The sequence below is a fragment of the Phaeobacter gallaeciensis DSM 26640 genome (genome assembly GCF_000511385.1).
GTDB classification, from domain to species: domain Bacteria; phylum Pseudomonadota; class Alphaproteobacteria; order Rhodobacterales; family Rhodobacteraceae; genus Phaeobacter; species Phaeobacter gallaeciensis.
Window position 1 is genome coordinate 12,533 of the sequence record NC_023142.1, and the last position, 26,177, is coordinate 38,709.

Below are 26,177 nucleotides of genomic sequence, written 5' to 3' on the forward strand. Positions count from 1 at the left end.
GGCGGCTTGGTCTGGACGCTTGGGGGATGTTAGAGTAGGGCTTGGGCGCCGGAAAACAGGCTGATGAAGGAACGAGATGGAGCCGATGAGCGACAAGACCGGAGCCAGACCCAAGACGCTTGTGATTCACATCGGCGACCACAAGACCGGGACCACCACTATCCAGAATGCACTGGCCGTCGGCAGCGTTCAGCTGCATGATGCAAAGCTGCTCTACCCGGCCAAAATGAACCACAATTATCTGACCGGGTTCATCACCAGCTATCGCAAGGGCACGCCCCTGCCCAAACATCTGGAAGATCGCGACGGCCTGATCGAGGTGGCGGCCCAGATCGCGGCTTCGGATGCGGATTATGCGGTGCTCTCTGCCGAGGCGTTTGAGAATATCCCGGCGCCGGAATTCCACGATCTGGTTGAGACCTTCTTTCGCGGCTGCGCGGATCGCATCCATATCGTGGCCTATGTGCGCCCCCATGCGCAGCGGATCCTGTCGAGCTATGCCGAGCAGATCAAGATCGGCTGGTACCGGGGCAGCATGCAGGAGTTCTTTGACCACAACCTGCAAAACGGCCGGTTCCATTACGCGCCGCGCTTTGCCCAGTGGCGCGAGCTGTTCGGCGATGAGTTCACCCTGCGCCCGATGATCCGCAAGGAGCTGAAAAACGGCTCGGTGCTGGATGATTTTGCCCATGTTGCCTTTGACGGGCGGCCCTGCACGGTGGAGGAATTCGAGCCGGAAAACCAGGCCATGACCGTGCGCGAGCTGGCGTTGATGTATTTCCTGCAAGGCCAGTTTCAGGAACAGGACCCCTGGCTGCGCCATACGCTGGGCTGGGAGCTGTCGCGTCAGCTGGACCGCTCGCGCGGTGACAGCGAGGCCAAGGTGCGCAAACTGGTGATGGCGCGGGATCTGGCCGAAGCCGCCACCGCTGCCTATCGCTGCGATGCCGAGGTCATGGATGCTGAGTTTTTCGACGGCCGCCCGCTGTTGCAAAACGCGCTGCGCGATATGGAAAAACAATCCGCCCCGCGCGCGCCCTCGCTGGACCCGAGCCAGTTTTTCAGCCCCGAACATCTGCGCAACCTGACCGTCATGGCCAAGATCATCGAAGGCATGCTGGAGCGGCAGGGCAAATGGCCCTCCTATTTCCACAGCCACCGGATCAAGGATATTGAACGGCACAAGAATGCGCGTCTGGGGCTGGATGAAAATGGCGATCCGCTGGAACCCGAGGCGGATGCAGAGATGCCTGCCGGACCTGAGACCGCAGCGCCACCTGCGCCACAGAGCGCCGTAACCACATCTGACGCGCCGACCCAAACGCCACCGCCTGCACGCGTCCTCGCAGATGCCGCCGCAGGCGCTGCGCCACAGAAGGATCAGCCATGAATATCCGTTCCTCCCTTGCTGCGGTCATCGTGACCTATAACCGGCTGGACAAGCTGAAGCGCGTGATCGCGGCCCTGCAGGCGCAGACCTGCCTGCCGGAGCGGGTATTTGTGATCGACAATGCCTCCACCGATGAGACCGGCAGCTGGCTCAGCCAGTTGCAACAGGACGACCCCCGGTTTCAGCATGTGCGCCTGCCGGAGAACATCGGCGGCGCCGGCGGCTTTTACGAAGGCGCGCGGGTGGCCTATGAGGAAGGCTATGATTTCATCTGGTTCAGCGATGATGATGCCTATCCCGAGCCCAATGCCATTGAGCTGCTGCTGACCGGCATCAAGGATTTCGAGGCGCGGTTCACCTGGCGGCCGTCTTTTGCCTGTTCGGCGGTGAAATGGACCAATGGCGATCTCTGCGAGATGAACACGCCTTCGACGGTCTGGGACTGGCCGCGCTTCTACAGCCCCGAGACGCCCTATTTCCTGGTCGGCTCCTGCTCCTTTGTCTCGGTGCTGGTGCCGCGTTGGGCGATCCAGAAACACGGCTTTCCGATCAAGGAATATTTCATCTGGTACGATGATGCCGAATACACCCAGCGGATCGCCAAATCCTATCCCGGTATCTATTGCCCCAACAGCGTGGTGGTCCATGATGTGCCGGAAAACAAAGGTGTAAACTATTCGCTGGTGAACCAGGCCAATATCTGGAAGTTCCGCTATGGCGCGCGCAATGAGGCCTCGTTCCGCCGCCGTGAACAGGGCTGGGCCGGGGTGGCTGTCTTTGCCCGCGGGGTGCGTCGGCAGATGCGCCAGGGCAATGTGGAAAAATCACTGCGGCGCGAGGTTTATAAAGCGATCTGGCAGGGCTGTTCCTTCAACCCGCCCATTATCCGCCCCGACCCCGACACCGGGGTCTGAAACAGCACGCCTGAAACAGGGCGTATATCTAAGGCCGGTCCCAATACCGCGCGCAATCGGCAGGCAGACCACGAGGCAGGAGCCCCCATGTCCCAGGACAGAGAGTATATCGATCAGGAGATCGCCCAGATCCGTTTCATCTATGAAACGCTCTATCCAGAGACCCCGGTCGAAACCCATATGTGGTGGGAGAAGGCCAAGCTGCCGACCCCGGCGGTGCAGCCACAGGATATGTCCTATGGTGCCGAGATGATGGCACTGACCTATATCGGCAACCTGCGCACCGGTCCGCAGGAAACCCCGGCGCTGCCGGGCAAGCGGGTGTTTGTTACCATTCCCTCGCCGCGCCAGGTGGCGGTACGTGAAAGTGCCGGCGGCGTGCCCTGGCACAAGCGGCCACGCAAATACCGTGCCATTCATGCGCTCTCGCCGATATTGGCGGAACAGATGAAATATCAGATCGAGGCGCGGCGCTGGCGTAAGCTTCCCGCCCGGCATAAATTCTCCCGGCTGGCCTGTTCGCGCGGCATTTTTGAAACCCAGAAGATGGCCCCTGAAGGGCGCCATGGCGGCAAGGATCCGGCGATCCTGATCGGGTTGCACTGGCTGGATGTGGGTGGCGCCGAAAGTCTTGGTATCGACAGCATCCAATGGGCGCTGGATGCGGGATTACGGGTGTTTGTCATGGTTGGTCAGGAAGGCCCTGAACGACTGCTGGCCAAGCTGCCCGATGATCCGCGCCTACAATTGATCCGCACGGATCGCTATCTGCCGCGCAGCCAGACCAGCGGTTTTGTCAGCCAGTTGATCGCGCAGGAAAACATCATCCTCACTCACAATCACCACTGCGTTCCGCTCTATGACGCGCTGCCCACGATCAAGCTGCGCCACCCGCATGTGGTCAATCTCGACAGCACCCATATCGTGGAATATGCCGATGGCGGCTATCCGCGGATTTCCGGCGTCTGGAGCAATTTCATTGATCATCACCATGTGATCAGCGGCGATCTGGAGCGCTTCTACAAGGAGCGGTTCCGGGTCTATGGTAGCAAGCTGGTGCTGGGACGTTTGCTGGATGACAGCCGCCGCGGGGCGGAGGTGGCGCCGGTGCGCATCAAGGCCGGGCAGAAACGCTGCCGCGTCGCCTTTGTCGGGCGGATGGTGCATCAGAAACGCCCGGTGGTGGCGCTGTCGATCATCCGGCGGCTGCGCGCCTGGGGCAAGCGCAACGGCGTGGAGTTCCGCTTTGATATGGTGGGCGAGGGGCCCTATCGCGGCGCGGTGGAACATCTTCTGACCCGCTACCGGCTGACGGATGTGGTGCATCTGCATGCCGCGGGTACCGATGTGCCGGCCCTCCTGGGGGAGAGCGATATCCTTCTGGTGCCGTCCTCCAACGAAGGGCTGGCGCTGGTCTGTTATGAGGCGATCGAGGCCGGCTGCGTGCCGATCTGTTCCAACGTGGGGGCGCAGGCGGAGATCTGCCCGCCGGAAACCCTGGTGGCCTGGTCGCCGCTGCAGGCGGTGCGTGACAGCGTCACGGTGGTGCAGCGGCTGTTGCGCGAGGAAGGCTTTGCCGAGGGGGTGGAGACCGGCCAGCGCGCCCGGATGCAGGCCTTGCAGGATGAGCCTTCGGCGCGCGAGGTGCTGGACCGGCTCTACCGTGATGCGCTGGCGGCGGCAAAAACCGCGCCTCAGAGCCAGAGCGAGACGGAGACACCCCGGCCAGCCGCCAAACGCAAGACAAAAGGCAAGGCCCCGGCATGACCCGTCGGCTGTGGCTGCATATCGGCTCGCATAAGACCGGGTCGACTTCGCTGCAGACCGCGCTGCGACAGGGGCAGAGCGACAAGACCCTGGGCCGCTGGAGCTATCTGCATGCCCGCCCACGGGTGGATTTCAACCCGTTGGTGCGCTGCCATGGCATGGGCGCGGGGATGCACACCGAATTGCGCTGGCCGTTTCTGGAGCGGCGCATGGCGGATGCCGATCATCGCGGTCATGGCGACTGTATCCTGTCCAGCGAAATGCTGTTCTGGCTGATGGATGTCGCGGATCTGGAGGCGCTGCGGCGGCAGCTGCTGACCCATTTCGATGAGATCAGCGTGGTGGCCTATCTCCGGCGGCAGGACACATTGGCGCTGTCGCACCGCAAACAGGTGGTGATGGGGCGCGCGGCCTATCAGTTTTATGGCGCGCAGATCCAGGGCTTGCCGGAGTTTCAGCCGCATATGATGCGCTATTTCGACTATGCCACCAAACTGGCGCGCTGGGAGCAGGTGTTCGGGGCCGAGAATGTCACCGTGCGCCGGTTCCAGCGTGGCGATCTGGTGGGCGGCGATACGGTGCTGGATTTCTACCATCTGGTGGGGCTGACGCCGCCGCCGGAGCTGCCGCAGGAAAACGCGGCCTGGTCGCGCAGCCAGCTGTTGGCGGGGTTGTGGCTGCGCCAGCGGGGCTATCCGCGCCAAAGCTTTGCCGAGGCGGTGCAGGAGCTGCCGGATGATGGCCGTCTGATGCCCGCGCGGGCAGAGGCGGCGGCGTTTCTGGCGCGGTTTGACGCGATCAACCGGAGGCTGGCGGCGCGCTATGATCCGCAGGGGCCGGAGATGTTCTTTGACGGCGATCTGAGCCGTTATCCCGAAGAGGGCAATGGCGAGGGGCTGGCGGGGGATGCGGTGGTGACGCCGGAGGTGCTGGCCGAGCTTGAGGCGCGGGCGCAGGCGGAGAGGGCGGCGCGGGAGCTGCCGCTGGATGCGCTGAACCCGGAGGACCGGCTTTAGGCTCCCACAGGCTGCCGAGGCTGACCAGTGATCTGATACCCCCCTCCGCAAGAGAGTGCGGGGGGATTTTTTATGCGCGCGCGGCGCGGATCATCAGATCTGCGCAAAAGAAAAGGCCCCGCAAAGCGGGGCCTTCCCTAAGACATGTGACAGCGCCAATTAGGCGAAGTCGAAGTCGAACTCTGCACCAGAGAGGCTGGACAGGGTAACACCGGATGTATCGCTCAGTGTCACAGTGGTGTCAGCGTCGATCTCGATGAAGACCTGTGCGCTTGCACCGGTACCGGTCTGATAGGCCACTGCCATCACGTCTGCCAGGCTGTCGAAACCTTCGGAAGCTGCGAAGGCTAGGATATCCTCACCCGCGTCATAGTCTTTGATCTCAGAGCTGCCTGCATTGGACTTCAGCACAAATGTATCCGCGCCGCTGCCGCCAATCAGTTCGTCACCACCGTCGCCAAGGCTGGTGAACAGGGTGTCACGACCGTCGCCACCTTCGAGGGAGTCGTCGCCCGCACCACCGCGCAGTTCATCATTGCCGCCGTCACCTTTCAGGGTGTCGTTACCGTCGCCCCCGCTCAGGGTGTCGGCATCGGTTGCATCACCAGCAGAGCCCGAACCATCATTACCGTGCAGCAGGTCGTTGCCTTTACCGCCGTTGATGACATCAGCGCCGTCGCCACCGGACAAGCCTGTGGAGTTATCGTCGTCACCGTTACCACCGAAGAGGGTGTCGTTGCCTTTACCGCCAGACAGAACGTCGTCATCACCGCCACCACGCAGGATGTCGTTGCCTTCACCACCGGTAAGTGCATCGTCACCAGCTTGGCCAGACAGAACGTTGTTGCCTGCGACAAGACCGGTGCTCACGTTGTTAACGTCGCTTGTTTCGTTCAGAGTGTCACCCCCGTCACCACCCAGCAGAGTGTCGTCGCCTGCGCCACCGACCAGGGTGTCAACATCGCCAAGGCCGTTCAGCATGTCGTTGCCATCGCCACCGGTCAGGGAGTCACCCATATCAGCACCGGTGATGGTGTCATTGCCTGCGAGACCATCCTGCGCGGCGCCACCTGTATAGGCAGTGCCATCTTCACCAACAAAGGTGTCGTCGCCCGCAGTGTAAGGAACAGCAGCGGTGAAGGTCATTTTCACAGTTGTTTGATCGCCTGCGGCATTTTGCAGAACAACGTCATATTCAAACGATACGGTATCGCCAACATTGCCCGCACCGGCGATGGCGTTGCTGTCTGCGGTGAATTCAACAGTTGTACCGCTGGTGATTTCAAACGCACCGTTTGCATCGGTGAAGTTTGTGCCAGTGTCTGCAATAACGCTGCTGCCGATGCTGACAATTGATGTCGCGGCGAACGTATTGTCAGTGGTCAGAGTGTAGTTGTTCGCGGATGCGTTGTCATTCCAGTCGTAGGATACGACATTTGTTGTGCCCAGATCGGTTGAGGCGCCGGAGGCTGCTGTTTTTCCAACAACACCGGACGAATCCACGCCAGCTTCCAGAACAGTGCCGTTGCCAAATTGAACGGACCCAATGTTGGTTGCTGTCAGACCGCCAGCAGTACCGGCGTTTTTGTCGAGGGTCCACGTCTTGGTGGTGTCATTGTAGGTGAGTTCACCTGCGCCGTCGAAATCAAGGATACCATTGCCGGTCTCGTCCGCCAGGGCCAGTACGTCAGTACCACCATTGCCCTCAACAGATGTCACATCGGTTGTGCCAAAAGCTTCATTCAGGGTGATGGCGTCATCCCCTGTGGTGCCGATCAGCTCATCAGCGTTGAGAATCTTAATGTCAGCCATTTTCTACTCCGTAGTAATGCTCGTCGATTTCTGCGAACAAACGCGCCTGCCTTATGCCCGCAAAGGTTTTACCGCTCTCTGTCTCTCTGGATGGGTGTCTATTGTCAAGGAAACTTGCATTCGGGGGCGCAGGAATTGCAGGGATGTCGAAATCGTGCCCTGCGTGCCACGCTGTCCCTATGTGGGAAACGGGCGGCCTGCAGCGAGTTTACCCATTTTAGGGGTTGAAAAGGCGGAGTCTTTTTGCAAAGTTTTTGCCCGACTGGGGTGCGTTGCGGCGGACCTGCGGGAGCTATGGCGGATTAATGTGCGATTTCGCCGGTAAACTTGACGTTTTGCGAAGCGGTTGCGCATTTTGTTAACTCTTTCTTAATACATCTTAAAGAGGTGGGGAATACCTGACCCATGGCATTCCTTCTCCCGGGAGGTGTGTGGTTTTTGCCACCCTGGCCAAACCGGGTTTTCATTTTTCAACATTCCGTCCCGGCGTTTTAAAAGAGCGGTGCGATTTCTTTCACTTCTCATTCGCGAGAATAAGGGTTTGATTTAAATTAATCCGCTTTTTTTGTTCCTTGTTGCGCTCTGTTCTGCTCAAAGTTTCACTTTCTCCACACTACTCCCTTCGATGTATGAAGGTGGTAGAGCCCAGAGGCGGGGAAAATCCCGCTGAAACCGGTCAAATCTGACGTAGGGGCAGGGCGGCGGCCAGAGAATCTCCGCCTCAGAACGCAGGGCTGTACCCGTCCGCAGCAGGTGGGTGGAATCGGTATGGAATCGGGGAGGGGGGACTTCCGGCAGGGGTTTCAGGCGGAGGTTTCAGGCGGGGTTTGAGGCTGGGTTTCAGGCAGGGGGGCGCGGCGGCTCAGCCGTAGCAGCGGCTCACCAGCTGATGCAGCCGGGCGTCGTTGCGGCTTTTCTCGCCCACCAGATTGCGCACCGCATCGGGGATGTCCTCGGCGGCTTTGGCCTTGCTGCCGGTGTTCTCGCGATGCTCCGTCAGCTCCGCCAGCCCATGGCTGCGGCGGAAATGCTGCAGCGAGGCGCCCAGATGTTCGGTCACGCCAATAAAGCTGTAGGCGGCGTTCAGTTTCTCCAGCGCGTGGTCAAAGGAGTAGAAGGCCCCGGTCATCAGCGACAGCTGGTAATCATAGGGCAGCACGCGGGCATAGGATTCCAGCGTCGGATAGCGCGCGGCGAAGCTCTCGTGCTGGGGGTGTTTGTCGGAGGTGTTGTAGCGGTAGTTGGAGACAAAGCGGTCCAGCGGGTCGCGGATGATGGTGGCACATTTGAGCGGCAGCTCCTGATGGCGCCAGTACATCACGTCAGACCAGGCGAAATGCCCCATCAGCACCTGACGGCAGGGGTTGGCCTCATCGCTGCGCCGGTAAAGCGCCTTGCGCGTCTTGTTGCGGAAAGACTGGTTGGTGTTCTCCCAGGAGACCGGGTGAAAGATGTCAAAGGCCGCCTGCAGCGCCTTGCCCACCGACATGCCCGCGGTCTTGGGGATATGCATGAACAGGATCACGTCATTGGGATCGTGATAGGTCTCTGCCGCCACCAGCCGGGGCGAAAACCGGGCTTCGAACGCGGTCTCGGCAACGGTTCTGCTGCCGGAGGGCTGAGAGGAAACCTGTGACATGATAAGGGCTTGCTCCAGTTTGGTCGGCAGGTGCCGAATGCGCTGTCGGGCCTTAGCGAAGGGGGGGGCGGATGTCAATCTGAGCAGGGCGGAGCGGCGGGGTTTGCGCGGCTCTGTGGCGGGGGTGCCCGCCGATGGAGGGGCGAGGGTCTGCCGATGGCGGCGGCAGATGCGGGGTCAGTTGCGGGCCAGTTCTGAGCCTGACTTTTGATCTTGGTTTTGAGTCTGGCGGGTGATGCGGTGCCGCCGCGCCTGCCGGCTATTGTTGCGGGGGCGGAGGGAGCTGTTTGACAAGCCTCTGACGGCTGTGCTTTTGACCCTGTCAAAGATGTCCGGACGTCGGGGCCGCAGGGAGCCATTGTGCATCCGGGCCTGTCCGGGCATATCCGCCCCTGACCCCGGTCCAGCCTGTCCAGATCTCTGTTGCGGGTGGTCGGGTCTCTCGGTCTTCTTACTTTCGGTTGCCCCTCCGGGTGACCCCGACAAAGGCAACATGTCATGGCACGCACCTCTGCACAGCATTCAGGATCCGGGCACAAGCCCGGGCTGGGGGAGATCCGCAAGGCCCGTAAGGGCAATCGCGGTGCCTTCTGGCTGATTGGCGTGTTCAGCTTCTTTGCCAATCTGCTGATGCTGACCAGCCCGCTCTATATGATGCAGGTCTATGACCGGGTGCTGGGCAGCCGCTCGCTGGAGACGCTGGTGGCGCTGACGGTGCTGGCAGGGTTCCTGTTCCTGATCATGGGGGTGCTGGACTATGTGCGCGGCCGGATCCTGGCGCGGGTCGGGGCGCGGTTCCATGATCAGCTGGAAACCCGGGTGTTCAACGCGGTGCAGGACAAATCGGCGGCGGGGTTTAATGACGACATCGCCAAAGTGGGGCTGCGGGATCTGGAAGCGATGCAAAAGGCGCTGTCTTCCCCTATCGTCTCGGCGTTCTTTGATCTGCCCTGGACGCCGCTGTTCCTGGGGTTGATTGCGATTTTCCATCCGCTGCTGGGGCTTCTGGCGCTGATCGGGGGCGCGGTGCTGGTGGTCTTTGCGCTGGCCAATCAGATGATCTCCAAGGCCGCAGTGGAAAACGCCAGTATGATGGCGGCCTCGGCGCATCAGGTTTCTGACGGGATGCGCAACAATGCGGAGCTGATCCAGGGGCTGGGGATGCGCCGCGCGGCCTTTGCCAAATGGCGGATGCTGCGCAGTCAGGCGGTGGGGTCCGAGCTGAGTGCGGCGGATATGACCGGTGGGTTCAGCACGGCCACCCGCACCTTCCGACTGGCGCTGCAATCGGCGATGTTGGGCACGGGCGCCTATCTGGTGCTGACCGAAGGGCTGACGCCCGGGGTGATGATTGCCTCGTCGATCATCATGGGGCGGGCGCTGGCCCCGATCGAGACGCTGATTGGTCAATGGGCGCTGGTGCAGCGGGCCATGCAGGCGCAGGAGCGTCTGGCGCAGATGCTGACCGAAACCCCGGAACGCCCGGCGCCGATGAAACTGGCGCGCCCGGCGGCCAAGCTGGAGGTGCAGGGCGTGGCTCTGGTGCCGCCGGTGGCACCGGGGCAGGTGGCCAAGCCAGCCTTGCAGGGGCTGAACTTCAATATCCAGCCCGGCCAGGCCTTGGGGGTGATCGGCGCCTCTGGGGCGGGGAAATCCTCGCTGGCACGGGCGCTGATCGGTGTCTGGCATCCGGTCTCGGGCAAGATCCGGCTCGATGGGGCGGCGCTCAATCAATATGACATGGATGATCTGGGCAGCTATATCGGCTATCTGCCGCAGCAGGTGACGCTGTTTGATGGCACCATTGCCGAAAACATTGCCCGCCTGTCGATGATGCCGGATCCGGATCAGGTGGTAGCGGCTGCCCGCAAGGCGGCGGTGCATGATATGATCCTGACCCTGCCGCAGGGCTATGACACGCCGGTGCGGGTGGCCAGCAACCGGCTGTCGGGCGGGCAGGTGCAGCGTATCGGACTGGCGCGTGCGCTTTATGGCGATCCGGTGCTGCTGGTGCTGGATGAGCCGAATTCGAATCTCGACAATGAGGGCAGCCAGGCGCTGAACCTGGCGGTCTCCCACGCCAAGAAGGACGGGCGCGCGGTGATTATCATGGCGCATCGTCCGGCGGCGATTCAGCTTTGTGACCTGATCCTGATCCTGGACAATGGCACCCAGCGCGCCTTTGGCCCCAAGGACGCGGTGCTTGGGGAGCATTTGCAGAACCCGCAGGTGGCGCAGAAAAAGGCCGCTCAGCAACAGGCTGCTGCCCCGTCCGCAACGACACCGCCCCCGTCTACAGCGGCGCAATCCACGCCCCCCCAGAAACAGCCAGCCCCAAAGCAGGCAGAGGCAAAATCATGAGCGATACATCCAAATCCTACCCGATCCGGGGGCTGACCATTGCCGGGTTGCTGGCAATGGGTCTGCTGGTCGGCGGTCTTGGCCAATGGGCCGCCACGGCAGAAATCTCCGGCGCGGTGATTGCCTCCGGCTCCATCAAGGTGGAGCAGAACCGGCAGGTGGTGCAGCACCCCTATGGCGGTGTTGTCGATGAGGTGCTGGTGAGCGAGGGCGATCTGGTTGAGGAAGACGCGCTGCTGCTGCGTCTGGAGCCGTCGGAGTTGTTGGCCGACCGTCAGATTGTCGAAGGCCAGCTGGCCGAAACCCTGGCCCGGCGTAGCCGCTATAGCGCCGAACGGGATGAGGCCGAGGAGATCACTTTTGCCGAGCTGCTGTTTGAACTGAAGGGCACCCATGTGCAGACCGAAGAGCTGATTGACGGGCAGAAACGCCTGTTTGAGGCGCGTCTGGTCAATCTGCGGGCCCGCATCAGCCGCCTGCAGGAACGTATCGGCCAGATCCAGAGCCAGATCGACGGCATCGAGGCACAGCAATCGGCCTTGCAGGAACAATTGGTGTTGATCGGCAAGGAACTGGAAAACCAGCAGAGCCTGCTGTCGCAGGGGCTGGCGCAGTCCAGCCGGGTGCTGTCCCTGCAGCGCGAACAGTCCCGGCTGCGCGGTCAGGCCGGGGCGTTGACCGCCCAGAAGGCCCAGGCCGAAGGACAGGTCACCGAACTGGGGCTGGAGATCCTCAACCAGAAAAGCGCGCGGCGCGAAGAGGCGATCACCACCCTGCGTGACCTTCAGGTGCGTGAGCTGGAGCTGATCGAGCGACGCAATGTGATCCTGCAGCGGCTGTCCCGGCTGGAGGTGCGCGCGCCGGTGGCGGGGGTGGTCTATGACCTCAATGTCTTTGCCCGCAAATCGGTGATCCGGGCGGCGGATCCGCTGATGTATCTGATCCCGCAGAGCCAGCCTCTGGTGATTTCGGCGCAGGTGGCGCCCTCGGATATTGATCAGGTCTATCTCAATCAGAAGGTCAGCCTGAATTTCTCCAGTTTCAACCAGCGCACCACGCCGACGCTGTTTGGCTCGGTGAGCACGATCTCGGCGGATTCCTTTGTCGATCCGCAGACCGGGCGCAGCTACTACGTGGTGGAGGTGCGGCTGAACAAGGGCGAGGCCGCCCGCCTGCCCGAGGGCAATGTGCTGGTGCCGGGGATGCCGGTGGAGACCTTCATCCAGACCAACAGCCGCACGCCTTTTGCCTATCTGTTGCAGCCCTTCACCGATTATCTCAACCGGGCCTTCCGCGAAAGCTGATGGCCTGGCACTCCGCCCAGACCTCGACCCGGATCCCGGTCGGGTTTGGCGGTGCGCGCGGGGGGCACGGGGGCAAAACCAGCTGCCACTCCGCTGCAACATGTTTTAAGCTGAGGTCACCTCGCGCCAAGATGCCAAGACGCGGCCGACCGCATAAGATTTAAGGATAGCAGATGAAAAAAGCCCTCATCACCGGAGTAACGGGTCAGGATGGGTCCTACCTTGCGGAGTTTCTTCTTGAGAAGGGCTATGAGGTGCATGGGTTGAAGCGGCGGGCGTCGTCGTTCAACACCCAGCGGGTGGATCACATCTATCAGGATCCGCATGTGGATCATGCCCGGTTCAAACTGCATTACGGCGATCTGACCGACACCTCCAACCTGACCCGGCTGCTGAGCGAGATTGAGCCGGATGAGGTCTATAACCTCGGCGCGCAGTCCCATGTGGCGGTCAGTTTTGAGGCGCCGGAATATACCGCCGATGTGGATGGCATCGGCACCCTGCGCCTGCTGGAGGCGATCCGCTTTCTGGGGCTGGAGAAGAAAACCCGCTTCTATCAGGCCTCCACGTCTGAGCTCTATGGTCTGGTGCAGGAAACCCCGCAGCGCGAGACCACGCCGTTTTATCCGCGCAGCCCCTATGCGGTGGCCAAGCTCTATTCCTACTGGATCACGGTCAACTACCGCGAGGCCTATGGCATGTATGCCTGCAACGGTATCCTGTTCAACCACGAGAGCCCGCGTCGGGGGGAGACCTTTGTGACGCGCAAGATCACCCGCGGCCTGGCCAATATCGCGCAAGGCCTCGAGGACTGTCTCCATATGGGCAATATCGACGCGTTGCGCGACTGGGGCCATGCGATGGATTACGTGCGCATGCAGTGGATGATGCTGCAACAGCAGGCGCCTGAGGATTTTGTGATTGCCACCGGCAAGCAATATTCGGTGCGCCAGTTCATCACCTGGTCGGCGCAGGAGCTGGGGCTGACGCTGGCGTTTTCAGGCGAAGGTGTGGAGGAAATTGCCACGGTGACCGCGATTGAGGGTGATATGGCCCCGGCGCTGAAAGTGGGCGATGTGGTGCTGCGCATTGATCCGCGCTATTTCCGCCCCGCCGAGGTGGAGACGCTGCTGGGTGATCCGTCAAAGGCGAAGGAGCAACTGGGCTGGGAGCCGGAAATCACCACCCAAGAGATGTGTGCCGAAATGGTGCGCGAAGACCTCAAAACCGCCCGCCGCCACGCCCTGCTGAAAGACCACGGCATGGATCTGCCGGTCAGCACAGAGGGCTGAGACCATGGGCACCAGCGCTGTGAAAATCTATGTGGCCGGCCATCGTGGCATGGTGGGTGGTGCCATCCTGCGCCGCTTGCAGGCGCGTCAGGATGCGGGGGCAGACATTGAGTTGGTCACCCGGACCAGCGCCGAACTGGATCTGACCAATCAGGCGGCGGTGCAGGCATTTTTCGCCGCTGAAAAACCCGATCAGGTGGTGTTGGCGGCGGCCAAAGTGGGCGGCATTCATGCCAACAACGCCTATCCGGCAGAGTTCATCTACGAAAACCTGATGATGGAATGCAATGTGATCCATGCCGCCCATCAAGAGGGCGTTGAGCGGCTGTTGCAGCTGGGATCCAGCTGCATCTACCCCAAACACGCCCCGCAGCCGATGGCCGAAGCGGCGCTGCTGACAGATGTGCTGGAGGCCACCAATGAGCCTTATGCCATTGCCAAGATCGCCGGCATCAAGCTCTGTGAAAGCTACAACCGCCAATATGGCCGCGACTACCGCTCGGTGATGCCGACCAATCTTTATGGGCCGGGGGATAATTTTCACCCTGAAAACAGCCATGTTCTGCCGGCGCTCATTCGCCGCTTTGATGCGGCGGCGCGGGCCGGGGATGATCATGTGACGATCTGGGGCACCGGTACGCCCCGGCGCGAATTCCTGCATGTGGATGACATGGCGGCGGCCTCGCTGTTTGTGCTGGATCTGGACCCGGCGACCTACCGGCGTGAAACCAGCCCGATGCTGAGCCATATCAACGTGGGCTGCGGGCAGGATATCTCAATCCTGGAGCTGGCGCAGATGGTGGCCGGGGTGGTGGGCTTTGAGGGCGAGATCCGCACCAATCCCGACCAGCCCGACGGCACCCCGCGCAAGCTGATGGATGTCTCACGGCTGGCGCGTCTGGGCTGGCAGGCGGAAATCGCCCTGCGCGACGGGATCGCCCAGACTTACGCGTGGTATCTTGAGCAGGACCCGGAGCGGTTGCGCAGCAAATAACCAAGCCACTGGCCATCGCCGCAAAAAAGGCTCAGAAAAGACAGTGAAAAAACTGGCAGATGGCCCAGAAACCGGACAGACATTTGCCTCAAACGGGTCAGGCTAAGACCCAGGGACCGGTCGGAAAGGGACAGCTCATGATCACCCCCATTCTTCTGTGCGGTGGCTCCGGCACGCGGCTCTGGCCGCTCTCGCGCAAGAGCTATCCAAAGCAATTTGTCCCTCTGGTGGGGGAGACCACGCTGTTTCAGGCCTCCGCCCTGCGCCTGTCGGGCGAGGGGTTTGCCGCCCCGATGGTGCTGACCAATTCGGATTTCCGTTTCATCGTCACCGAACAGCTGGCGGAGGCGGGCATTGATCCGGGCGCCATCCTGATTGAGCCGGCCGGGCGCAACACCGCCCCTGCGGTGCTGGCGGCGGCGCTTTGGCTGCGGGCGCGTGATCCTGACGGGCTGATGCTGGTGGCGCCCTCGGATCATGTGGTGCCCGATGCGGCGGCCTTCCGCGCGGCGGTGGCAGCGGCTGAACCGGCGGCGCGCGCAGGCCAGCTGGTCACCTTCGGGATCAAGCCGGACCGGGCCGAAACTGGCTATGGCTATCTCGAACTGGATGGCGACCCCGGTGATTTCACACCGCAGGTGATCGGGCTCAAACGGTTTGTCGAGAAACCGGATCTCGCCACCGCCGAGGAGATGCTGGCCTCCGGGCAGTTCCTGTGGAACGCGGGCATCTTCCTGTTCTCGGTCAAAGCCATCATCGCCGCCTTTGAGGCCCATGCGCCGGATCTGATGGCGCCGGTGCAGGGGGCGGTGGACAAGGGCGCGCCGGATCTCGGCTTTTTGCGGCTGGACCCGGACGCCTGGGACGGGGCGGCGGATATCTCCATCGACTACGCGGTGATGGAGCGGGCCGATAACCTCGCGGTGGTGCCCTATGCGGGCGGCTGGTCCGATCTCGGTGGCTGGGATGCGGTCTGGCGTGAAAGCGGCCCTGATGGCGATGGCATTGTCACCCAGGGGCGCGCCACCGCCATTGAGTGCCGCAACAGCCTGCTGCGCTCGGAAGATGACGGGCTGGAAGTCGTGGGTATCGGGCTGAAGGATGTGATTGCGGTGGCGATGCCGGATGCGGTGCTGGTGGCCGATGCCTCCCGCGCGCAGGACGTCAAACAGGCGGTCAGCGCGCTGAAGGCACAATCCGTCCGCCAGGCCGAGGCCTTTCCCAAGGATCACCGCCCCTGGGGCTGGTTCGAGAGCCTTGTGGTGGGCGAGCGGTTCCAGGTGAAACGTATCCATGTGCATCCCGGCGCGGCGCTCAGCCTGCAAAGCCACCATCACCGGTCGGAACATTGGATCGTGGTGGAAGGCACCGCCAAGGTGACGGTGGATGACAGCGTGCAGCTGGTGAGCGAAAACCAGTCGGTCTATATCCCCCTTGGTGCGGTGCACCGGATGGAGAACCCCGGCAAAGTGCCGATGGTCCTTATCGAGGTGCAGACCGGCAGTTACCTCGGCGAGGATGACATCATCCGCTATGAGGATATCTACGCCCGCAAGTGACGGTTGGGTCCTGATCTCTAGCGGATCAGCCAGTCTTCCAGACCTTCGGGCGGGGTGGTTTTGCCGGCAGGTACAGCGCGCAGGCGGATCCAGCGGGGATCGGTGGGCTGGCCTGCACGCAGGCGCAACCGGCCCAGCAGCCCGACCATATCCCATTCCACCCGCTCAGCCCGGCTGCGATAGGGGCAGGTGGGGTCATAGGCCGGGTTGAGGCAGGGCGCGCCGCCGGTATCGCGCAGGATCGCGCCAAAGCCATCGCGCAGGCTGCGGCCCTGCCAGCGCCCGCCATCATCATTGCCCAGAATGGACGGGGTGGTGGAGATCACCCCCATTGGTGTCTCGCCGGGCTGGGCGGCGCGGATCCGGTCGCCCTCCAGCACCACGGAGATCCCGCGCCGGTCTTCCCCCTCCGGGTTGCCATCCAGCCATTCGAAAAACTCCGCATAATCCGCGCCACCGCCGCTCCAGGCGCCATCGCAATAGCCATTGCCATTCTGGCTCAGCCGGAACATCGCGCCGCTGCCATCGCCGGCGGTCAGGTAATCCTGCGCGCTGCCCGTGGCAGTCAGCGCCAGAAGCGTGCTGTCATCGCCCTGCACCTCCAGACGGGCGCCGGGATCATAGGTGCCAAAGCCTGCGCGCCCATTGGCGGATTTCAACACCATGGCGGCGTCCCAGCTGCTGCCATCGGGCGAGAGTTTCACGGTGAAATCGGTATTGCCCGCCAGCCCTATCTCCGCATGGCCCGCCCAGTTGGATTGAAACAGCAGGCTGGCGGTGTCGCTGTCTGTGGCCTTGTTGATCTTCAGCTGGTGGCCGCCGCCATCATGGCTGAGCAGGCTGGCGGGGCTGCGCAGGGACAACCGGTTGCTGGCATCGGCGTCAGTGGCGATGCCCAAACGTTCCAGCCGGTCGCCGGTCAGGGGCGGCAGCCCCCAGGCGGTGCCATTCCAGACCCGCAGCGCCTGATCCGCGGGCACCCAGGCGCGCCAGCCCGGCTGCGGTGTCAGAAACTGCCAGGCGGCCTCCTGCCAGATCGCCAGACGGCCACCCTGACCGGCCCAGGCATCCGCGGGGCTGTCGGCCAGCCCATAGGCGGCGCCCTCGGCAGGGGTTGCGGGCGGGGTGGTGGCATCAAACGCTTCAAGGCGCAGCTGCACCAGCGCATCCAGCATGCGCAGCGCCTCATTATGGGTCACATGTTTCTGCGCCTGTGCGGGCATCAGATAGGGCAGGGCAAGGCGGGGCGAGGTTTCGGGCAGGGTCTGTGGCAAACTCTCTGACATTCTGGCGGCTCCTGATCACGGGGGGATGGCGCCATCCTGCCGCAACCACATCACCCACCCCCTAAGAGCGCGCGCGCCGCCTGCGCAACACCTCTGCACCATCTGGGCAGGTCAGGCGCGGGGGATTGTTTCCCCGTGGCTGAACCACAGGGATTGTCTTCAATATGTAAACAATCTCCGCGTTTCTGCCCCATTTCCGTCCGCCCTGCCGCCGCGCCTGCCCGTGAGGGTTGATCCTGACCCCGGGCAATCGCCCCCGCGGGTCGGGTGATGACACAGCGCGGGAGCAGCAGGATGGATCTACGGTTTGCAGGACGGTTCGGGGCCAATGATCAGCTGCTGGACAGCGATCTGCGGGATCTGGAACTCCATCAGGGGGCCAATGGCGCGGTGCAATTATTTGCGGTGAGCGGGCTCAATGGCGGCATTGCCAGCTATGGGCTGGGCAGCGGCGCTCCGGTGTTGCGCGATGCGGTCTATCACCGTGGATTGGGGCTGGCAGGGGGCGAGGCAACCCTGGCCGAGATCGGCGGTGAAACACGTCTGCTGGTTGATGGCAGCACCCGCAGCGGTCTCACGTTTCACCAGATTGGCGGCAATGGTCAGCTGTCGGCACAGCAGAGCGACAGCCTGCCGGGAGCGACAGCGGCGGGGCTGGCGGCGACAGTGGCAGGGGATCTGAGCGGTGGCGGATCGGTGGTCTACGGTCTGGCCAACGGCCATCTGAGCGGCTGGCAGTTGACTGCCAGCGGTGCAGTAACGGCAGAGGTCGCCACCCGGGGCGATGCGTCCGCCTATGCGCGCCCCGGTGCGGTGGCGCTGGAGCTGGCCGATCTGGGCGGCGGCGCGCAGGTGCTTTTGCTGGCGGATCGGATCGACCAGGGGGTGCAGAGCTACCGGGTGGATGCTGCCACTGGCGCGCTGAGCGTGGCGGACCGTCTGGGGGCGGCGGACGGGCTGGGACTGGCGGAGCCCACCGCGCTGGAAAGCTTCACCGCCTTTGGCAGCGGCTGGGTGGTGGTTGCGGCGGCGGGCAGCGGTTCGCTCAGCCTGATTGCGCTGGCGGCCAATGGTCAGATGAGCCTGCGCGACCATGTGCTGGACACCGCCGCCACCCGCTTTGGTGGGGTCACCGCGCTGGAGGTGGTCGAGGTCGCAGGCGAGATGCTGGTGCTGGCGGCGGGTAGCGACGACGGGCTGGCGCTGTTTCGGATCCTGCCCGAGGGCCAGCTGGTGCATGTCCAGAGCCTCGCCCATGCCCGCGGCACTGAGGATGCCGGGCTGGGGCTGGAGAATGTCACCGCGCTGGCCGCGGCGGTGGTCGGGGAGGATCTGCAGATCTTTGCCAGCTCCGGCAGTGCCGAGGGGTTGTCGCAGTTCACCCTGTCGCTGGCAGAGCTGGGCGATGTGGTCACCACCGCAGGCGGCCGGATCAGCGGCACGGGCGGCGCTGATGTGCTGGCCGGTGGCATCGGGTCGGTGCTGAGCGGCGGTGCGGGGGCGGACGTCTTTGTGCTGCGCCCCGCCGAGGAGGGGCGCAGTGGCAGCCTGCGCATCACCGATTTCGAGGCCGGTCAGGACAGTTTGGATCTGTCGGGGTTTGACGGCTTGCGCAGTCTTGAGGGGCTGCAGATCCGCAGCCGCAGCGATGGCGCCACGCTCACCCATCAGGCGGCGGATGGCAGCCGCACCGAAGTTGTGGTGCAAAGCCGCGATGGCGACAGTCTGGATGCGGCTGATCTCTTTGCGGATGGCTTTGTCTTTGCCGACCGGATGCTGCCACCAGCCGAAGCCCCGGATCCGATGCGCTATGGCAGCGGCAGTTCCGACCGGATCACCGCGCGCAGTGCTGGCGATCAGATCAACGGTCTGGGCGGCAATGATACGCTGCTGGGCGGCGACGGGCGCGACAGTCTCTGGGGGGATGACGGGCATGACCGGCTGATCGGTGGCAAGGGAGTGGACCGGCTGCGGGGGCAGGCGGGCAATGACGTGCTGCTGGGGCAGGATGCGCGCGATCTGCTGGTGGGTGGCCTTGGTCGCGACACGCTGGATGGCGGGCGCGGCGGGGACCGGCTGCTGGGTGGCGCCGATGCAGATCTGCTGCGCGGCGGCGGGGAGAACGATCTGTTGCGCGGCGGTGCCCAGGGGGATCGCCTGCTGGGGCAGAGCGGTCGGGACAAGCTGTTTGGTCAGAAAGGCAACGATCTGCTGGATGGCGGCGGCGGTCATGACACGCTGACTGGCGGCGCAGGCGCGGATGTCTTTGTCTTCGGGCGCGGCCATGGCTCTGACCGGATTCGGGATTTCACCCAAGGCGAGGATGTGATCCATTTGGGGCGGCTGGCGCGGGCGGGCATTGCTGAGGATATGGGGGATCTCATCCTGCACCAGCAGGGAGATCATACGCTGATCCAGACCGGCGCAGGCCAGATCCTGCTGCTGGATCAGATCGCTACAGAGCTGAGCGCGGATGATTTCATCTTCTGATTTCGGGGCCGGTCTGGAAGATGTGCCGGGCTCAGATCAGACCAGTGAGGCAGGAACTGGCAGCGCCCTCAAAACAGAAAGTCATCCGCCATGAGAGCGTCAAACGCCGTGTCCTGCAGGGTCAGCGACCAGCCGTTATCATCCCGGATCACCAGATCTGTGCCTCGGATCTCAAGGTGATCATTGCGCAGATCGGCAAAATCCGAGATCCCGGTGGTGGCCCGCATATCAAGGCGGTCGTCGCGCTGAAAATCGATCACCACATCGGCCCCTTGCGAGAACACGAAGACATCCGCGCCGCGCCCGCCAGCCATACGGTCATTGCCGTTGCCACCGTCCAGCCTGTCTTGTCCGGCGCCACCTTTCAGCGTGTCGCGTCCGCGCCCGCCCTCCAGCGCGTCATGGCCCTTGCCGCCTTGCAGCCGGTCGCTGCCCTGACCGCCGCTCAATTCATCTCCGCCGCGCGCCCCTGCCAGCGTGTCGCGACCTGACCCGCCGACCAGCGCATTGGCGGCTCCATTGCCGATCAGATGGTCATGGCCGGCCCCGCCCCAGGCGTCTTCGATCAGGTTCAGGGTACGGCCCTCCGCCCGCACGGCGGCGGCCATGGCGACATTGTTTTCCAGCGCGCCGATGCTGGAGTACTGCCCGGGCCGCAGATCGATCCGGCTGTTGCTGGCCACATCGGAGGCATCAATCAGATCCTGCCCGCCGGCATCCCAGATGGTGAGGCTCACGTTGCGCGCCACGCCGTCGCCGCCCCGCACGGTCATGCCATCCGCGCCATATTGATAGGCCAGGGTGCCGCGCCCGTCACCATCGCCCAGATAGACCGTGGCATCAGTGCGGGTGTCCGTATTGGCGCCATAAAGCGCCTGCATCGCCTGAATATCCCAGAGCATCGGTGTCAGTGCCCAGCCCTGCGCCTCCGTGTCCAGATCCGCTTCACCGGGGTGCGGCAGGTAAGACATCACTGTGAATTGGCCAGGGGTCTCGGGATTTTCGGGCATCTCGTTGGGGTGATGCAGCCCCAGCGCATGGCCCAGCTCGTGCAGATAGGTGTTCCAGCTGGTATGACCCAGTACCGGCCCGATGCCCGGCACATATTGATTGGGGTTGCTGTTGTTGAGCCAGAGATCCCCCGCGTCTGAGGGGGTGGTGCCCAGGTCCGCAGGCGCAGGGAAATCGGTGATGAAGCCAAACAGCCCGGCATCCGCAAAATGCGCGCTGGCAAAGGTCAGATCCGCCACCCCGCCCCGGGCCGGGGTCAGGTTCAGACTGGCGACCTCATTCCAGGCCGTTACCGCCTGCAGCATCATCTGTCGCTCGGCGGGGTCCATATTCACCGTGGCGCCTTCGGGGAGGTATTCTCCGCCGACGTCATAATCGCCAAAATCCGGATCATAGTCGTAATAGTCCGGTACCGAAGAAAGAAAGTGATAGCGAATGACATCGCCACCTTCATGCCAGCCGTCGGCCCCGCCCACCAGAAGCGCCCGGTAATCCTGATAGGTTGGCATTTTCGTATCCTTCGGTTTTATCTGTGGTTCCGGGCAGCCTAGCAGGGTGTCGCGGAGATAGGTTTAATTTCTCATGAAATCATATGTCGTCGCATTGTTTAACCCATGCAGAGCAGAGCCGCAGGCAAAATGTGCCTTTCCCGTGGCGTCACGCGCGTCTGGGCGTTAGGACAGAAGACAGGACCACGGCAGCAGATCGGGGGGAGAGGACATGCAGATTGAAGACACGGGCTTGCCAGGGGTGAAGGTGCTGACACCGGCGCGGTTTGGCGATGCGCGGGGGTTCTTCTCCGAATGCTGGAACCGGGCGCGGATGGCCGAGGCGGGGCTGGATTTCGATTTCGTGCAGGACAATCATTCGCTGTCGATGGAGGTGGGCACCCTGCGCGGGCTGCATTTTCAGGCGCCACCCCATGCCCAGGCCAAGCTGGTGCGCTGTGGTCAGGGGGCGCTGTTTGATGTGGCGGTGGATATTCGCAAAGGGTCACCCACATATGGTCAGTGGTTTGGTATCGAACTCAGTGCACAGAACGGCAAGCAGCTGTTGATCCCGGCGGGGTTCCTGCATGGCTTCATCACCCGCGCGCCGGGCACCGAAGTTCTGTATAAATGCAATGATTACTACGCGCCGGACTGTGATGGCGGGGTGGTCTGGGACAGCTGCGGCATCGAGTGGGGCTTTGACGGCACGCCGGTGCTGTCGGACAAGGATACCAGAGCGCCCCGGTTTGAAGACTTCAACAGCCCCTTCGTGTGGGAAGGATAACAGATGAAACTACTGGTAACAGGTGGCGCTGGGTTCATCGGCTCGGCTGTCGTCCGATTGGCGGTGGCGCGCGGCCATCAGGTGGTCAATCTGGATGCGCTGACCTACGCGGCCTGTCTGGACAATGTGGCGGATGTGGCAGACAGCCCGCTCTATGCCTTTGAACAGGCCGATATCCGCGATCGCGCCGCATTAGACACTATTTTTGCCCGCCATCGCCCGGATGCGGTGATGCATCTGGCCGCAGAAAGCCATGTGGACCGCTCCATCGACGGGCCGGGGGATTTCATCGAGACCAATATCACCGGCACCTATCAGATGCTGGAGGCGGCGCGGAAATACTGGGCCGAGGCGGGGCGTCCGGAGGGGTTTCGCTTCCATCATATCTCCACCGATGAGGTCTATGGCAGCCTGCCTGCTGATCCGAATGTGATGTTCACCGAAGAGACAGGCTATGATCCGCGCTCGCCCTATTCCGCCAGCAAGGCCGCCAGCGATCATCTGGTACGCGCATGGGGTGAGACCTACGGCCTGCCGGTGGTGCTGACCAATTGTTCCAACAATTACGGCCCCTATCATTTCCCGGAAAAGCTGATCCCGGTGGTGATCCTCAATGCGCTGGCGGGCAAAGCGCTGCCGATCTACGGCGATGGCTCCAATGTGCGCGACTGGCTCTATGTGGAGGATCACGCCGATGCGCTGCTCTTGGTGGTCTCCAAGGGGCGCGTGGGGCGCAGCTACAATATCGGCGGTGAGAATGAGCGCAGCAATCTGGAGCTGGTCGAGACGCTCTGTGCGATCCTTGACGAGAAACGGCCCCGGGGTGACGGGGGATCTTACAAGGACCAGATCACATTTGTCACCGACCGCCCGGGCCATGATGCGCGCTACGCCATCGACCCCGCCCGCATCCGCGACGAACTTGGCTGGCGGCCCAGTGTCACCGTGGAGGAAGGTCTGGCGCGCACGGTGCAATGGTATCTGGACAATGAGGCCTGGTGGCAGGCCCTGCAAACCCGCGACGGCGTCGGCCAGCGGCTGGGGGTCAAGGCGTGATCTGCAACCGGTCACATAGGGCGTGTCTGACCTTGGGAAGGTGCAAGGCGCCTTCCCGGGGGGAAGGTCAGGCGCGCCCGGCGCGCCGCCGGGCTGTTTCTTCTATGGGGTCGTTGTCCTGATGCTGACAGCGCATCTGCCATCGGGCTATGTGCTGGCGCGGCTGATGCCTGAGAGCCACCGGCTCCTGTTACCTGCCGCATTGGACCTTTGTTCTGGAACTGGGTATCTGGGCGCTGGCCTTGTACCTATGGCGTAAAAGGAGCCGCATATGATCCTTGTTTTTGGCAAGACCGGCCAGGTGGCGCGGGAGTTGGCGGCTTATGAAGAGGTCACCTGTCTGAGCCGCAATGAGGCAGATCTGACGGCCCCTGCGGCCTGTGCTGCGGCAATCCGGACCCATGCGCCTGCGGCTGTGATCAATGCCGCCGCCTATACGGCTGTGGACCGGGCCGAAGCCGAAGAAGAGCTGGCCACAGTGATCAATGGCAGCACCCCTGGTGTCATGGCGGAAACCTGTGCCGCATTGGGCATTCCCTTTGTCACCCTCTCCACTGATTATGTTTTTGACGGCAAGGGCAGCAGCCCCTGGCATCCGAATGAGCCGGTGGCGCCGCTGAATGCCTATGGGCGCTCCAAACAGGTTGGCGAAGCGGCCGTGCGTCTGGCCGGGGGCGCCTATGTGATCCTGCGCACCTCCTGGGTGGTGTCGGCGCATGGGAATAATTTCGTCAAGACCATGCTGCGGCTGGGGCGCTCGCGGGATCGGATGCGTGTTGTGGCGGATCAGGTTGGCGCGCCCACACCAGCCCGCGCCATTGCCAAGGCCTGTATCGAAATCGCGCAGCAGCTGAAGTCGGCCCCGGAGAAAGTCGGCACCTATCATTTTTCAGGCCAGCCGGAGACCAGCTGGGCCGAGGTGGCGGCTGAGATTTTCACCGAGGCGGCAATCCCTTGTGCGGTGGCGGAGATCCCCAGTTCCGCCTATCCGACCGCAGCGCCGCGGCCGTTGAATTCGCGACTGGATTGCAGCACTCTGGAACGGGCTTTTGGCATTACACGCCCGGACTGGCAGGCCGGGCTGAAGGATATTCTGCAGGATCTGGGAGAGCGGGCATGACCACAGGCACATCCGGCGCGGGCCGCAAGGGCATCATTCTGGCCGGCGGCTCCGGCACGCGGCTTTATCCGATCACCATGGCGGTCTCCAAACAGCTTTTGCCGCTCTATGACAAGCCGATGATCTACTATCCTTTGTCGGTGCTGATGCTGGCGGGCATCCGCGAGATCTGCGTCATCACCACGCCGCAGGATCAGGCGCAGTTCACCCGTCTTCTGGGCGATGGCAGCCAATGGGGGATTGAGCTGACTTATGTGGAGCAGCCCAGCCCCGATGGTCTGGCGCAGGCCTTTGTGCTGGCCGAAGATTTCCTGGATGGCGCCCCCTCGGCGCTGGTGCTGGGGGACAATGTGTTCTTTGGCCATGGCCTGCCGAAACTCCTGGCGGCGGCGGATGCGCAGACCAGCGGCGGCACCGTCTTTGGCTATCACGTGGCGGATCCGGAACGCTATGGCGTGGTGGATTTCGACGCCGAGGGTCGCGCCCGCGAGATCATCGAAAAACCCGCCGTGCCGCCGTCGAACTATGCGGTGACGGGGCTCTATTTCCTCGACGGCAGCGCGCCGGAACGGGCGCGGCAGGTCACGCCCAGCCCACGTGGTGAGCTGGAGATCACCGATCTGTTGCAGATGTATCTGGACGAAGGCGCCCTCCGGGTGGAGACCATGGGTCGTGGCTATGCCTGGCTGGACACCGGCACCCATGGCTCGCTGCTGGATGCGGGCAATTTCGTACGCACCCTGCAGGAGCGTCAGGGGTTGCAGACCGGCTGTCCTGAGGAAATCGCCTATGAGGCGGGCTGGATTGATGCCGCCCAGCTGCGCACCCGCGCCGAGATGTTCGCCAAAAACGCCTATGGCGCCTATCTGGAACGGCTGCTGGACTGATCAGAGCGCGACACGGCTCCGCCTCAGGCCGGGCGCAGCAGCTGGACCAGCCGATCCGAGGCCCGGCGGATCTGCTTGGACACCGGGCCCAGCGGCCGATCATCCGGCTGGGCGACAATCCGGCGCAAAGACGCCTGCGCGGCATCAACCGGAGCAGCCAGCGCCTGCAGGTCTGCGGCGGTGATCCAGCGTTCCTCACGTTTGGCCAGGCTGTCCTTCTCCGGCTCGAAGGCTTTGCAGAACCGGCGCGGGTGCCCCATCTTGAAGACTGCCAGTGTTTCCAGCGGATAATCCCACCAGGCCGTGGCCTCCAGCCGGGCGATCAGCGGGGCTGCAAACCGGTATTTCAGCACCCGGGCCGGCACGCCACCAACCACGGCATAGGGCGGCACATCCTTGGTGACGATGGCGCCTGCGGCCACCACTGCGCCATTGCCGATGGTGATCCCGCCGGCCATCTGCACCCCGCGCCCGATCCAGACGTCATTGCCTATGCGCACGGGTGGGGTTTTGGTGTTGAACCGAGCGTGTGGTTCATAGGTCTCAGCGCCCATTTTGCGCGCCAGCTTTTCATAATATGGCCCATAGCTGAACGGGTGGGAGGACACCCGCCGGATCGGATGGCGATCCCCTAGAACCCGCAGCCCGGCGGCAATCGAACAGAAGGCCCCGGCAGACCAGTTGCGGGAGGGTGAGTGGCTGTAGCTCATGTAGCCAAGGCTGCTGAGGGGCAGCAGCCCGCCCGATTTCAATCCGTGCCGGGTGAGTGCCGAGAGTCTCAGATCCGGCGGAAAGCTGATCCGTTTGAGCGCGGTCAAATCTCGTTCGTCACGCCAGGGTTTTGGCATCACATGGAAATCATCCAGCAGCCTGCGCATGCTGTTGGTCACACGAAGAGTGGTGGGTTTCATCGCAAATAAAGGCTCTAAATAAGGGTATAGCAGAATAGTAATGCGAATTGCGGCCAGGTTTGATGGGCTTCACGATCAGAAAACCAGGTCGCA

20 protein-coding genes are annotated in these 26,177 nt (G+C 62.9%); 15 read left to right on the forward strand and 5 right to left on the reverse strand.

The annotated features are described in order from the left end of the window. Positions 1-85: 85 nt before the first annotated feature. The 4 genes from GAL_RS21395 (at position 86) to GAL_RS21410 (ending at position 5,087) form a co-directional block, all read left to right on the forward strand. Complete coding sequence (locus GAL_RS21395) at positions 86-1,390, forward strand: hypothetical protein (RefSeq protein WP_244462825.1); 1,305 nt, start codon at positions 86-88, stop codon at positions 1,388-1,390. After that, positions 1,387-2,304: a glycosyltransferase family 2 protein gene (locus GAL_RS21400; protein ID WP_024099254.1), complete on the forward strand. Its 918-nt coding sequence runs from the start codon at positions 1,387-1,389 to the stop codon at positions 2,302-2,304. The genes GAL_RS21395 and GAL_RS21400 overlap by 4 nt, the downstream gene beginning before the upstream one ends. 87 nt (positions 2,305-2,391) lie before the next feature. Next, positions 2,392-4,071: a glycosyltransferase family 4 protein gene (locus tag GAL_RS21405; RefSeq protein WP_024099255.1), complete on the forward strand. Its 1,680-nt coding sequence runs from the start codon at positions 2,392-2,394 to the stop codon at positions 4,069-4,071. Beyond that, positions 4,068-5,087 (forward strand): hypothetical protein, encoded by a 1,020-nt coding sequence (locus GAL_RS21410; RefSeq protein ID WP_024099256.1) that lies wholly within the window; start codon positions 4,068-4,070, stop codon positions 5,085-5,087. Before GAL_RS21405 ends, GAL_RS21410 begins: the two co-directional genes overlap by 4 nt. 159 nt (positions 5,088-5,246) lie before the next feature. Here GAL_RS21410 and GAL_RS22045 read toward each other — a convergent pair whose 3' ends face one another. Together GAL_RS22045 and GAL_RS21420 are read right to left on the reverse strand one after the other, a co-directional pair. Continuing rightward, complete coding sequence (locus GAL_RS22045) at positions 5,247-6,899, reverse strand: calcium-binding protein (RefSeq protein ID WP_024099257.1); 1,653 nt, start codon at positions 6,897-6,899, stop codon at positions 5,247-5,249. A gap of 862 nt (positions 6,900-7,761) precedes the next feature. After that, entirely contained in the window at positions 7,762-8,538 is a 777-nt protein-coding gene (locus tag GAL_RS21420; RefSeq protein ID WP_024099259.1) for a sulfotransferase family 2 domain-containing protein, read from the reverse strand. 498 nt (positions 8,539-9,036) lie between these two features. On the opposite strand from GAL_RS21420, the gene GAL_RS21425 reads away from it, so the two are divergent. The 5 genes from GAL_RS21425 to GAL_RS21445 all read left to right on the forward strand — a co-directional run bounded on the left by GAL_RS21425 (position 9,037) and on the right by GAL_RS21445 (position 16,048). Next, positions 9,037-10,899 carry a type I secretion system permease/ATPase gene (locus tag GAL_RS21425; protein WP_024099260.1) on the forward strand — a complete coding sequence of 621 codons (1,863 nt, stop codon included), beginning with the start codon at positions 9,037-9,039 and terminating at the stop codon, positions 10,897-10,899. Next, entirely contained in the window at positions 10,896-12,203 is a 1,308-nt protein-coding gene (locus tag GAL_RS21430; RefSeq protein WP_024099261.1) for an HlyD family type I secretion periplasmic adaptor subunit, read from the forward strand. The genes GAL_RS21425 and GAL_RS21430 overlap by 4 nt, the downstream gene beginning before the upstream one ends. A gap of 173 nt (positions 12,204-12,376) precedes the next feature. Continuing rightward, entirely contained in the window at positions 12,377-13,495 is a 1,119-nt protein-coding gene (gene gmd / locus GAL_RS21435; RefSeq protein ID WP_024099262.1) for a GDP-mannose 4,6-dehydratase, read from the forward strand. 4 nt (positions 13,496-13,499) lie between these two features. Next, the gene (fcl, locus tag GAL_RS21440; protein WP_024099263.1) at positions 13,500-14,489 is read left to right on the forward strand and encodes a GDP-L-fucose synthase; all 990 of its coding nucleotides are present in this window, start codon (positions 13,500-13,502) and stop codon (positions 14,487-14,489) included. A 137-nt stretch (positions 14,490-14,626) separates the two neighbouring features. After that, positions 14,627-16,048: a mannose-1-phosphate guanylyltransferase/mannose-6-phosphate isomerase gene (locus tag GAL_RS21445; protein ID WP_024099264.1), complete on the forward strand. Its 1,422-nt coding sequence runs from the start codon at positions 14,627-14,629 to the stop codon at positions 16,046-16,048. Between the two features lie 17 nt (positions 16,049-16,065). On the opposite strand, the gene GAL_RS21450 is transcribed toward GAL_RS21445, so the two are convergent. Beyond that, positions 16,066-17,334: a peptidase G2 autoproteolytic cleavage domain-containing protein gene (locus GAL_RS21450; RefSeq protein ID WP_024099265.1), complete on the reverse strand. Its 1,269-nt coding sequence runs from the start codon at positions 17,332-17,334 to the stop codon at positions 16,066-16,068. Between the two features lie 294 nt (positions 17,335-17,628). Here GAL_RS21450 and GAL_RS21455 point away from each other — a divergent pair, with 294 nt between their 5' ends. Continuing rightward, complete coding sequence (locus GAL_RS21455; RefSeq protein WP_024099266.1) at positions 17,629-19,824, forward strand: calcium-binding protein; 2,196 nt, start codon at positions 17,629-17,631, stop codon at positions 19,822-19,824. Between the two features lie 68 nt (positions 19,825-19,892). Here the strand turns inward: GAL_RS21455 and GAL_RS21460 are convergent, their stop codons facing one another. Next, on the reverse strand, positions 19,893-21,344 hold the full coding sequence (locus GAL_RS21460) for a M10 family metallopeptidase C-terminal domain-containing protein (protein WP_024099267.1): 1,452 nt from the start codon (positions 21,342-21,344) through the stop codon (positions 19,893-19,895). Positions 21,345-21,555: 211 nt separating this feature from the next. Here GAL_RS21460 and rfbC point away from each other — a divergent pair, with 211 nt between their 5' ends. The 5 genes from rfbC (at position 21,556) to rfbA (ending at position 25,173) form a co-directional block, all read left to right on the forward strand. Continuing rightward, positions 21,556-22,110 carry a dTDP-4-dehydrorhamnose 3,5-epimerase gene (gene rfbC / locus GAL_RS21465; protein ID WP_024099268.1) on the forward strand — a complete coding sequence of 185 codons (555 nt, stop codon included), beginning with the start codon at positions 21,556-21,558 and terminating at the stop codon, positions 22,108-22,110. A gap of 3 nt (positions 22,111-22,113) precedes the next feature. Then, positions 22,114-23,166, forward strand: coding sequence for a dTDP-glucose 4,6-dehydratase (gene rfbB / locus GAL_RS21470; protein WP_024099269.1), 1,053 nt, complete (start codon positions 22,114-22,116; stop codon positions 23,164-23,166). A gap of 121 nt (positions 23,167-23,287) precedes the next feature. Then, positions 23,288-23,425 (forward strand): hypothetical protein, encoded by a 138-nt coding sequence (locus GAL_RS22605; protein WP_155808120.1) that lies wholly within the window; start codon positions 23,288-23,290, stop codon positions 23,423-23,425. A gap of 12 nt (positions 23,426-23,437) precedes the next feature. Continuing rightward, positions 23,438-24,286 (forward strand): dTDP-4-dehydrorhamnose reductase, encoded by an 849-nt coding sequence (gene rfbD / locus GAL_RS21475; protein WP_024099270.1) that lies wholly within the window; start codon positions 23,438-23,440, stop codon positions 24,284-24,286. Next, positions 24,283-25,173: a glucose-1-phosphate thymidylyltransferase RfbA gene (rfbA, locus tag GAL_RS21480; RefSeq protein WP_024099271.1), complete on the forward strand. Its 891-nt coding sequence runs from the start codon at positions 24,283-24,285 to the stop codon at positions 25,171-25,173. Before rfbD ends, rfbA begins: the two co-directional genes overlap by 4 nt. A gap of 23 nt (positions 25,174-25,196) precedes the next feature. On the opposite strand, the gene GAL_RS22925 is transcribed toward rfbA, so the two are convergent. Next, complete coding sequence (locus GAL_RS22925; protein ID WP_024099272.1) at positions 25,197-26,084, reverse strand: CatB-related O-acetyltransferase; 888 nt, start codon at positions 26,082-26,084, stop codon at positions 25,197-25,199. Positions 26,085-26,177: the final 93 nt, after the last annotated feature.

Bases quoted from the DNA above. Each gene is read 5' to 3' on its own strand.
- GAL_RS21395 (WP_244462825.1), top strand. From the start codon at position 86: ATGAGCGACAAGACCGGAGCCAGACCCAAGACGCTTGTGATTCACATC.
- GAL_RS21400 (WP_024099254.1), top strand. From the start codon at position 1,387: ATGAATATCCGTTCCTCCCTTGCTGCGGTCATCGTGACCTATAACCGG.
- GAL_RS21405 (WP_024099255.1), top strand. From the start codon at position 2,392: ATGTCCCAGGACAGAGAGTATATCGATCAGGAGATCGCCCAGATCCGT.
- GAL_RS21410 (WP_024099256.1), top strand. From the start codon at position 4,068: ATGACCCGTCGGCTGTGGCTGCATATCGGCTCGCATAAGACCGGGTCG.
- GAL_RS22045 (WP_024099257.1), bottom strand. From the start codon at position 6,899: ATGGCTGACATTAAGATTCTCAACGCTGATGAGCTGATCGGCACCACA.
- GAL_RS21420 (WP_024099259.1), bottom strand. From the start codon at position 8,538: ATGTCACAGGTTTCCTCTCAGCCCTCCGGCAGCAGAACCGTTGCCGAG.
- GAL_RS21425 (WP_024099260.1), top strand. From the start codon at position 9,037: ATGGCACGCACCTCTGCACAGCATTCAGGATCCGGGCACAAGCCCGGG.
- GAL_RS21430 (WP_024099261.1), top strand. From the start codon at position 10,896: ATGAGCGATACATCCAAATCCTACCCGATCCGGGGGCTGACCATTGCC.
- gmd (WP_024099262.1), top strand. From the start codon at position 12,377: ATGAAAAAAGCCCTCATCACCGGAGTAACGGGTCAGGATGGGTCCTAC.
- fcl (WP_024099263.1), top strand. From the start codon at position 13,500: ATGGGCACCAGCGCTGTGAAAATCTATGTGGCCGGCCATCGTGGCATG.
- GAL_RS21445 (WP_024099264.1), top strand. From the start codon at position 14,627: ATGATCACCCCCATTCTTCTGTGCGGTGGCTCCGGCACGCGGCTCTGG.
- GAL_RS21450 (WP_024099265.1), bottom strand. From the start codon at position 17,334: ATGTCAGAGAGTTTGCCACAGACCCTGCCCGAAACCTCGCCCCGCCTT.
- GAL_RS21455 (WP_024099266.1), top strand. From the start codon at position 17,629: ATGGATCTACGGTTTGCAGGACGGTTCGGGGCCAATGATCAGCTGCTG.
- GAL_RS21460 (WP_024099267.1), bottom strand. From the start codon at position 21,344: ATGCCAACCTATCAGGATTACCGGGCGCTTCTGGTGGGCGGGGCCGAC.
- rfbC (WP_024099268.1), top strand. From the start codon at position 21,556: ATGCAGATTGAAGACACGGGCTTGCCAGGGGTGAAGGTGCTGACACCG.
- rfbB (WP_024099269.1), top strand. From the start codon at position 22,114: ATGAAACTACTGGTAACAGGTGGCGCTGGGTTCATCGGCTCGGCTGTC.
- GAL_RS22605 (WP_155808120.1), top strand. From the start codon at position 23,288: ATGCTGACAGCGCATCTGCCATCGGGCTATGTGCTGGCGCGGCTGATG.
- rfbD (WP_024099270.1), top strand. From the start codon at position 23,438: ATGATCCTTGTTTTTGGCAAGACCGGCCAGGTGGCGCGGGAGTTGGCG.
- rfbA (WP_024099271.1), top strand. From the start codon at position 24,283: ATGACCACAGGCACATCCGGCGCGGGCCGCAAGGGCATCATTCTGGCC.
- GAL_RS22925 (WP_024099272.1), bottom strand. From the start codon at position 26,084: ATGAAACCCACCACTCTTCGTGTGACCAACAGCATGCGCAGGCTGCTG.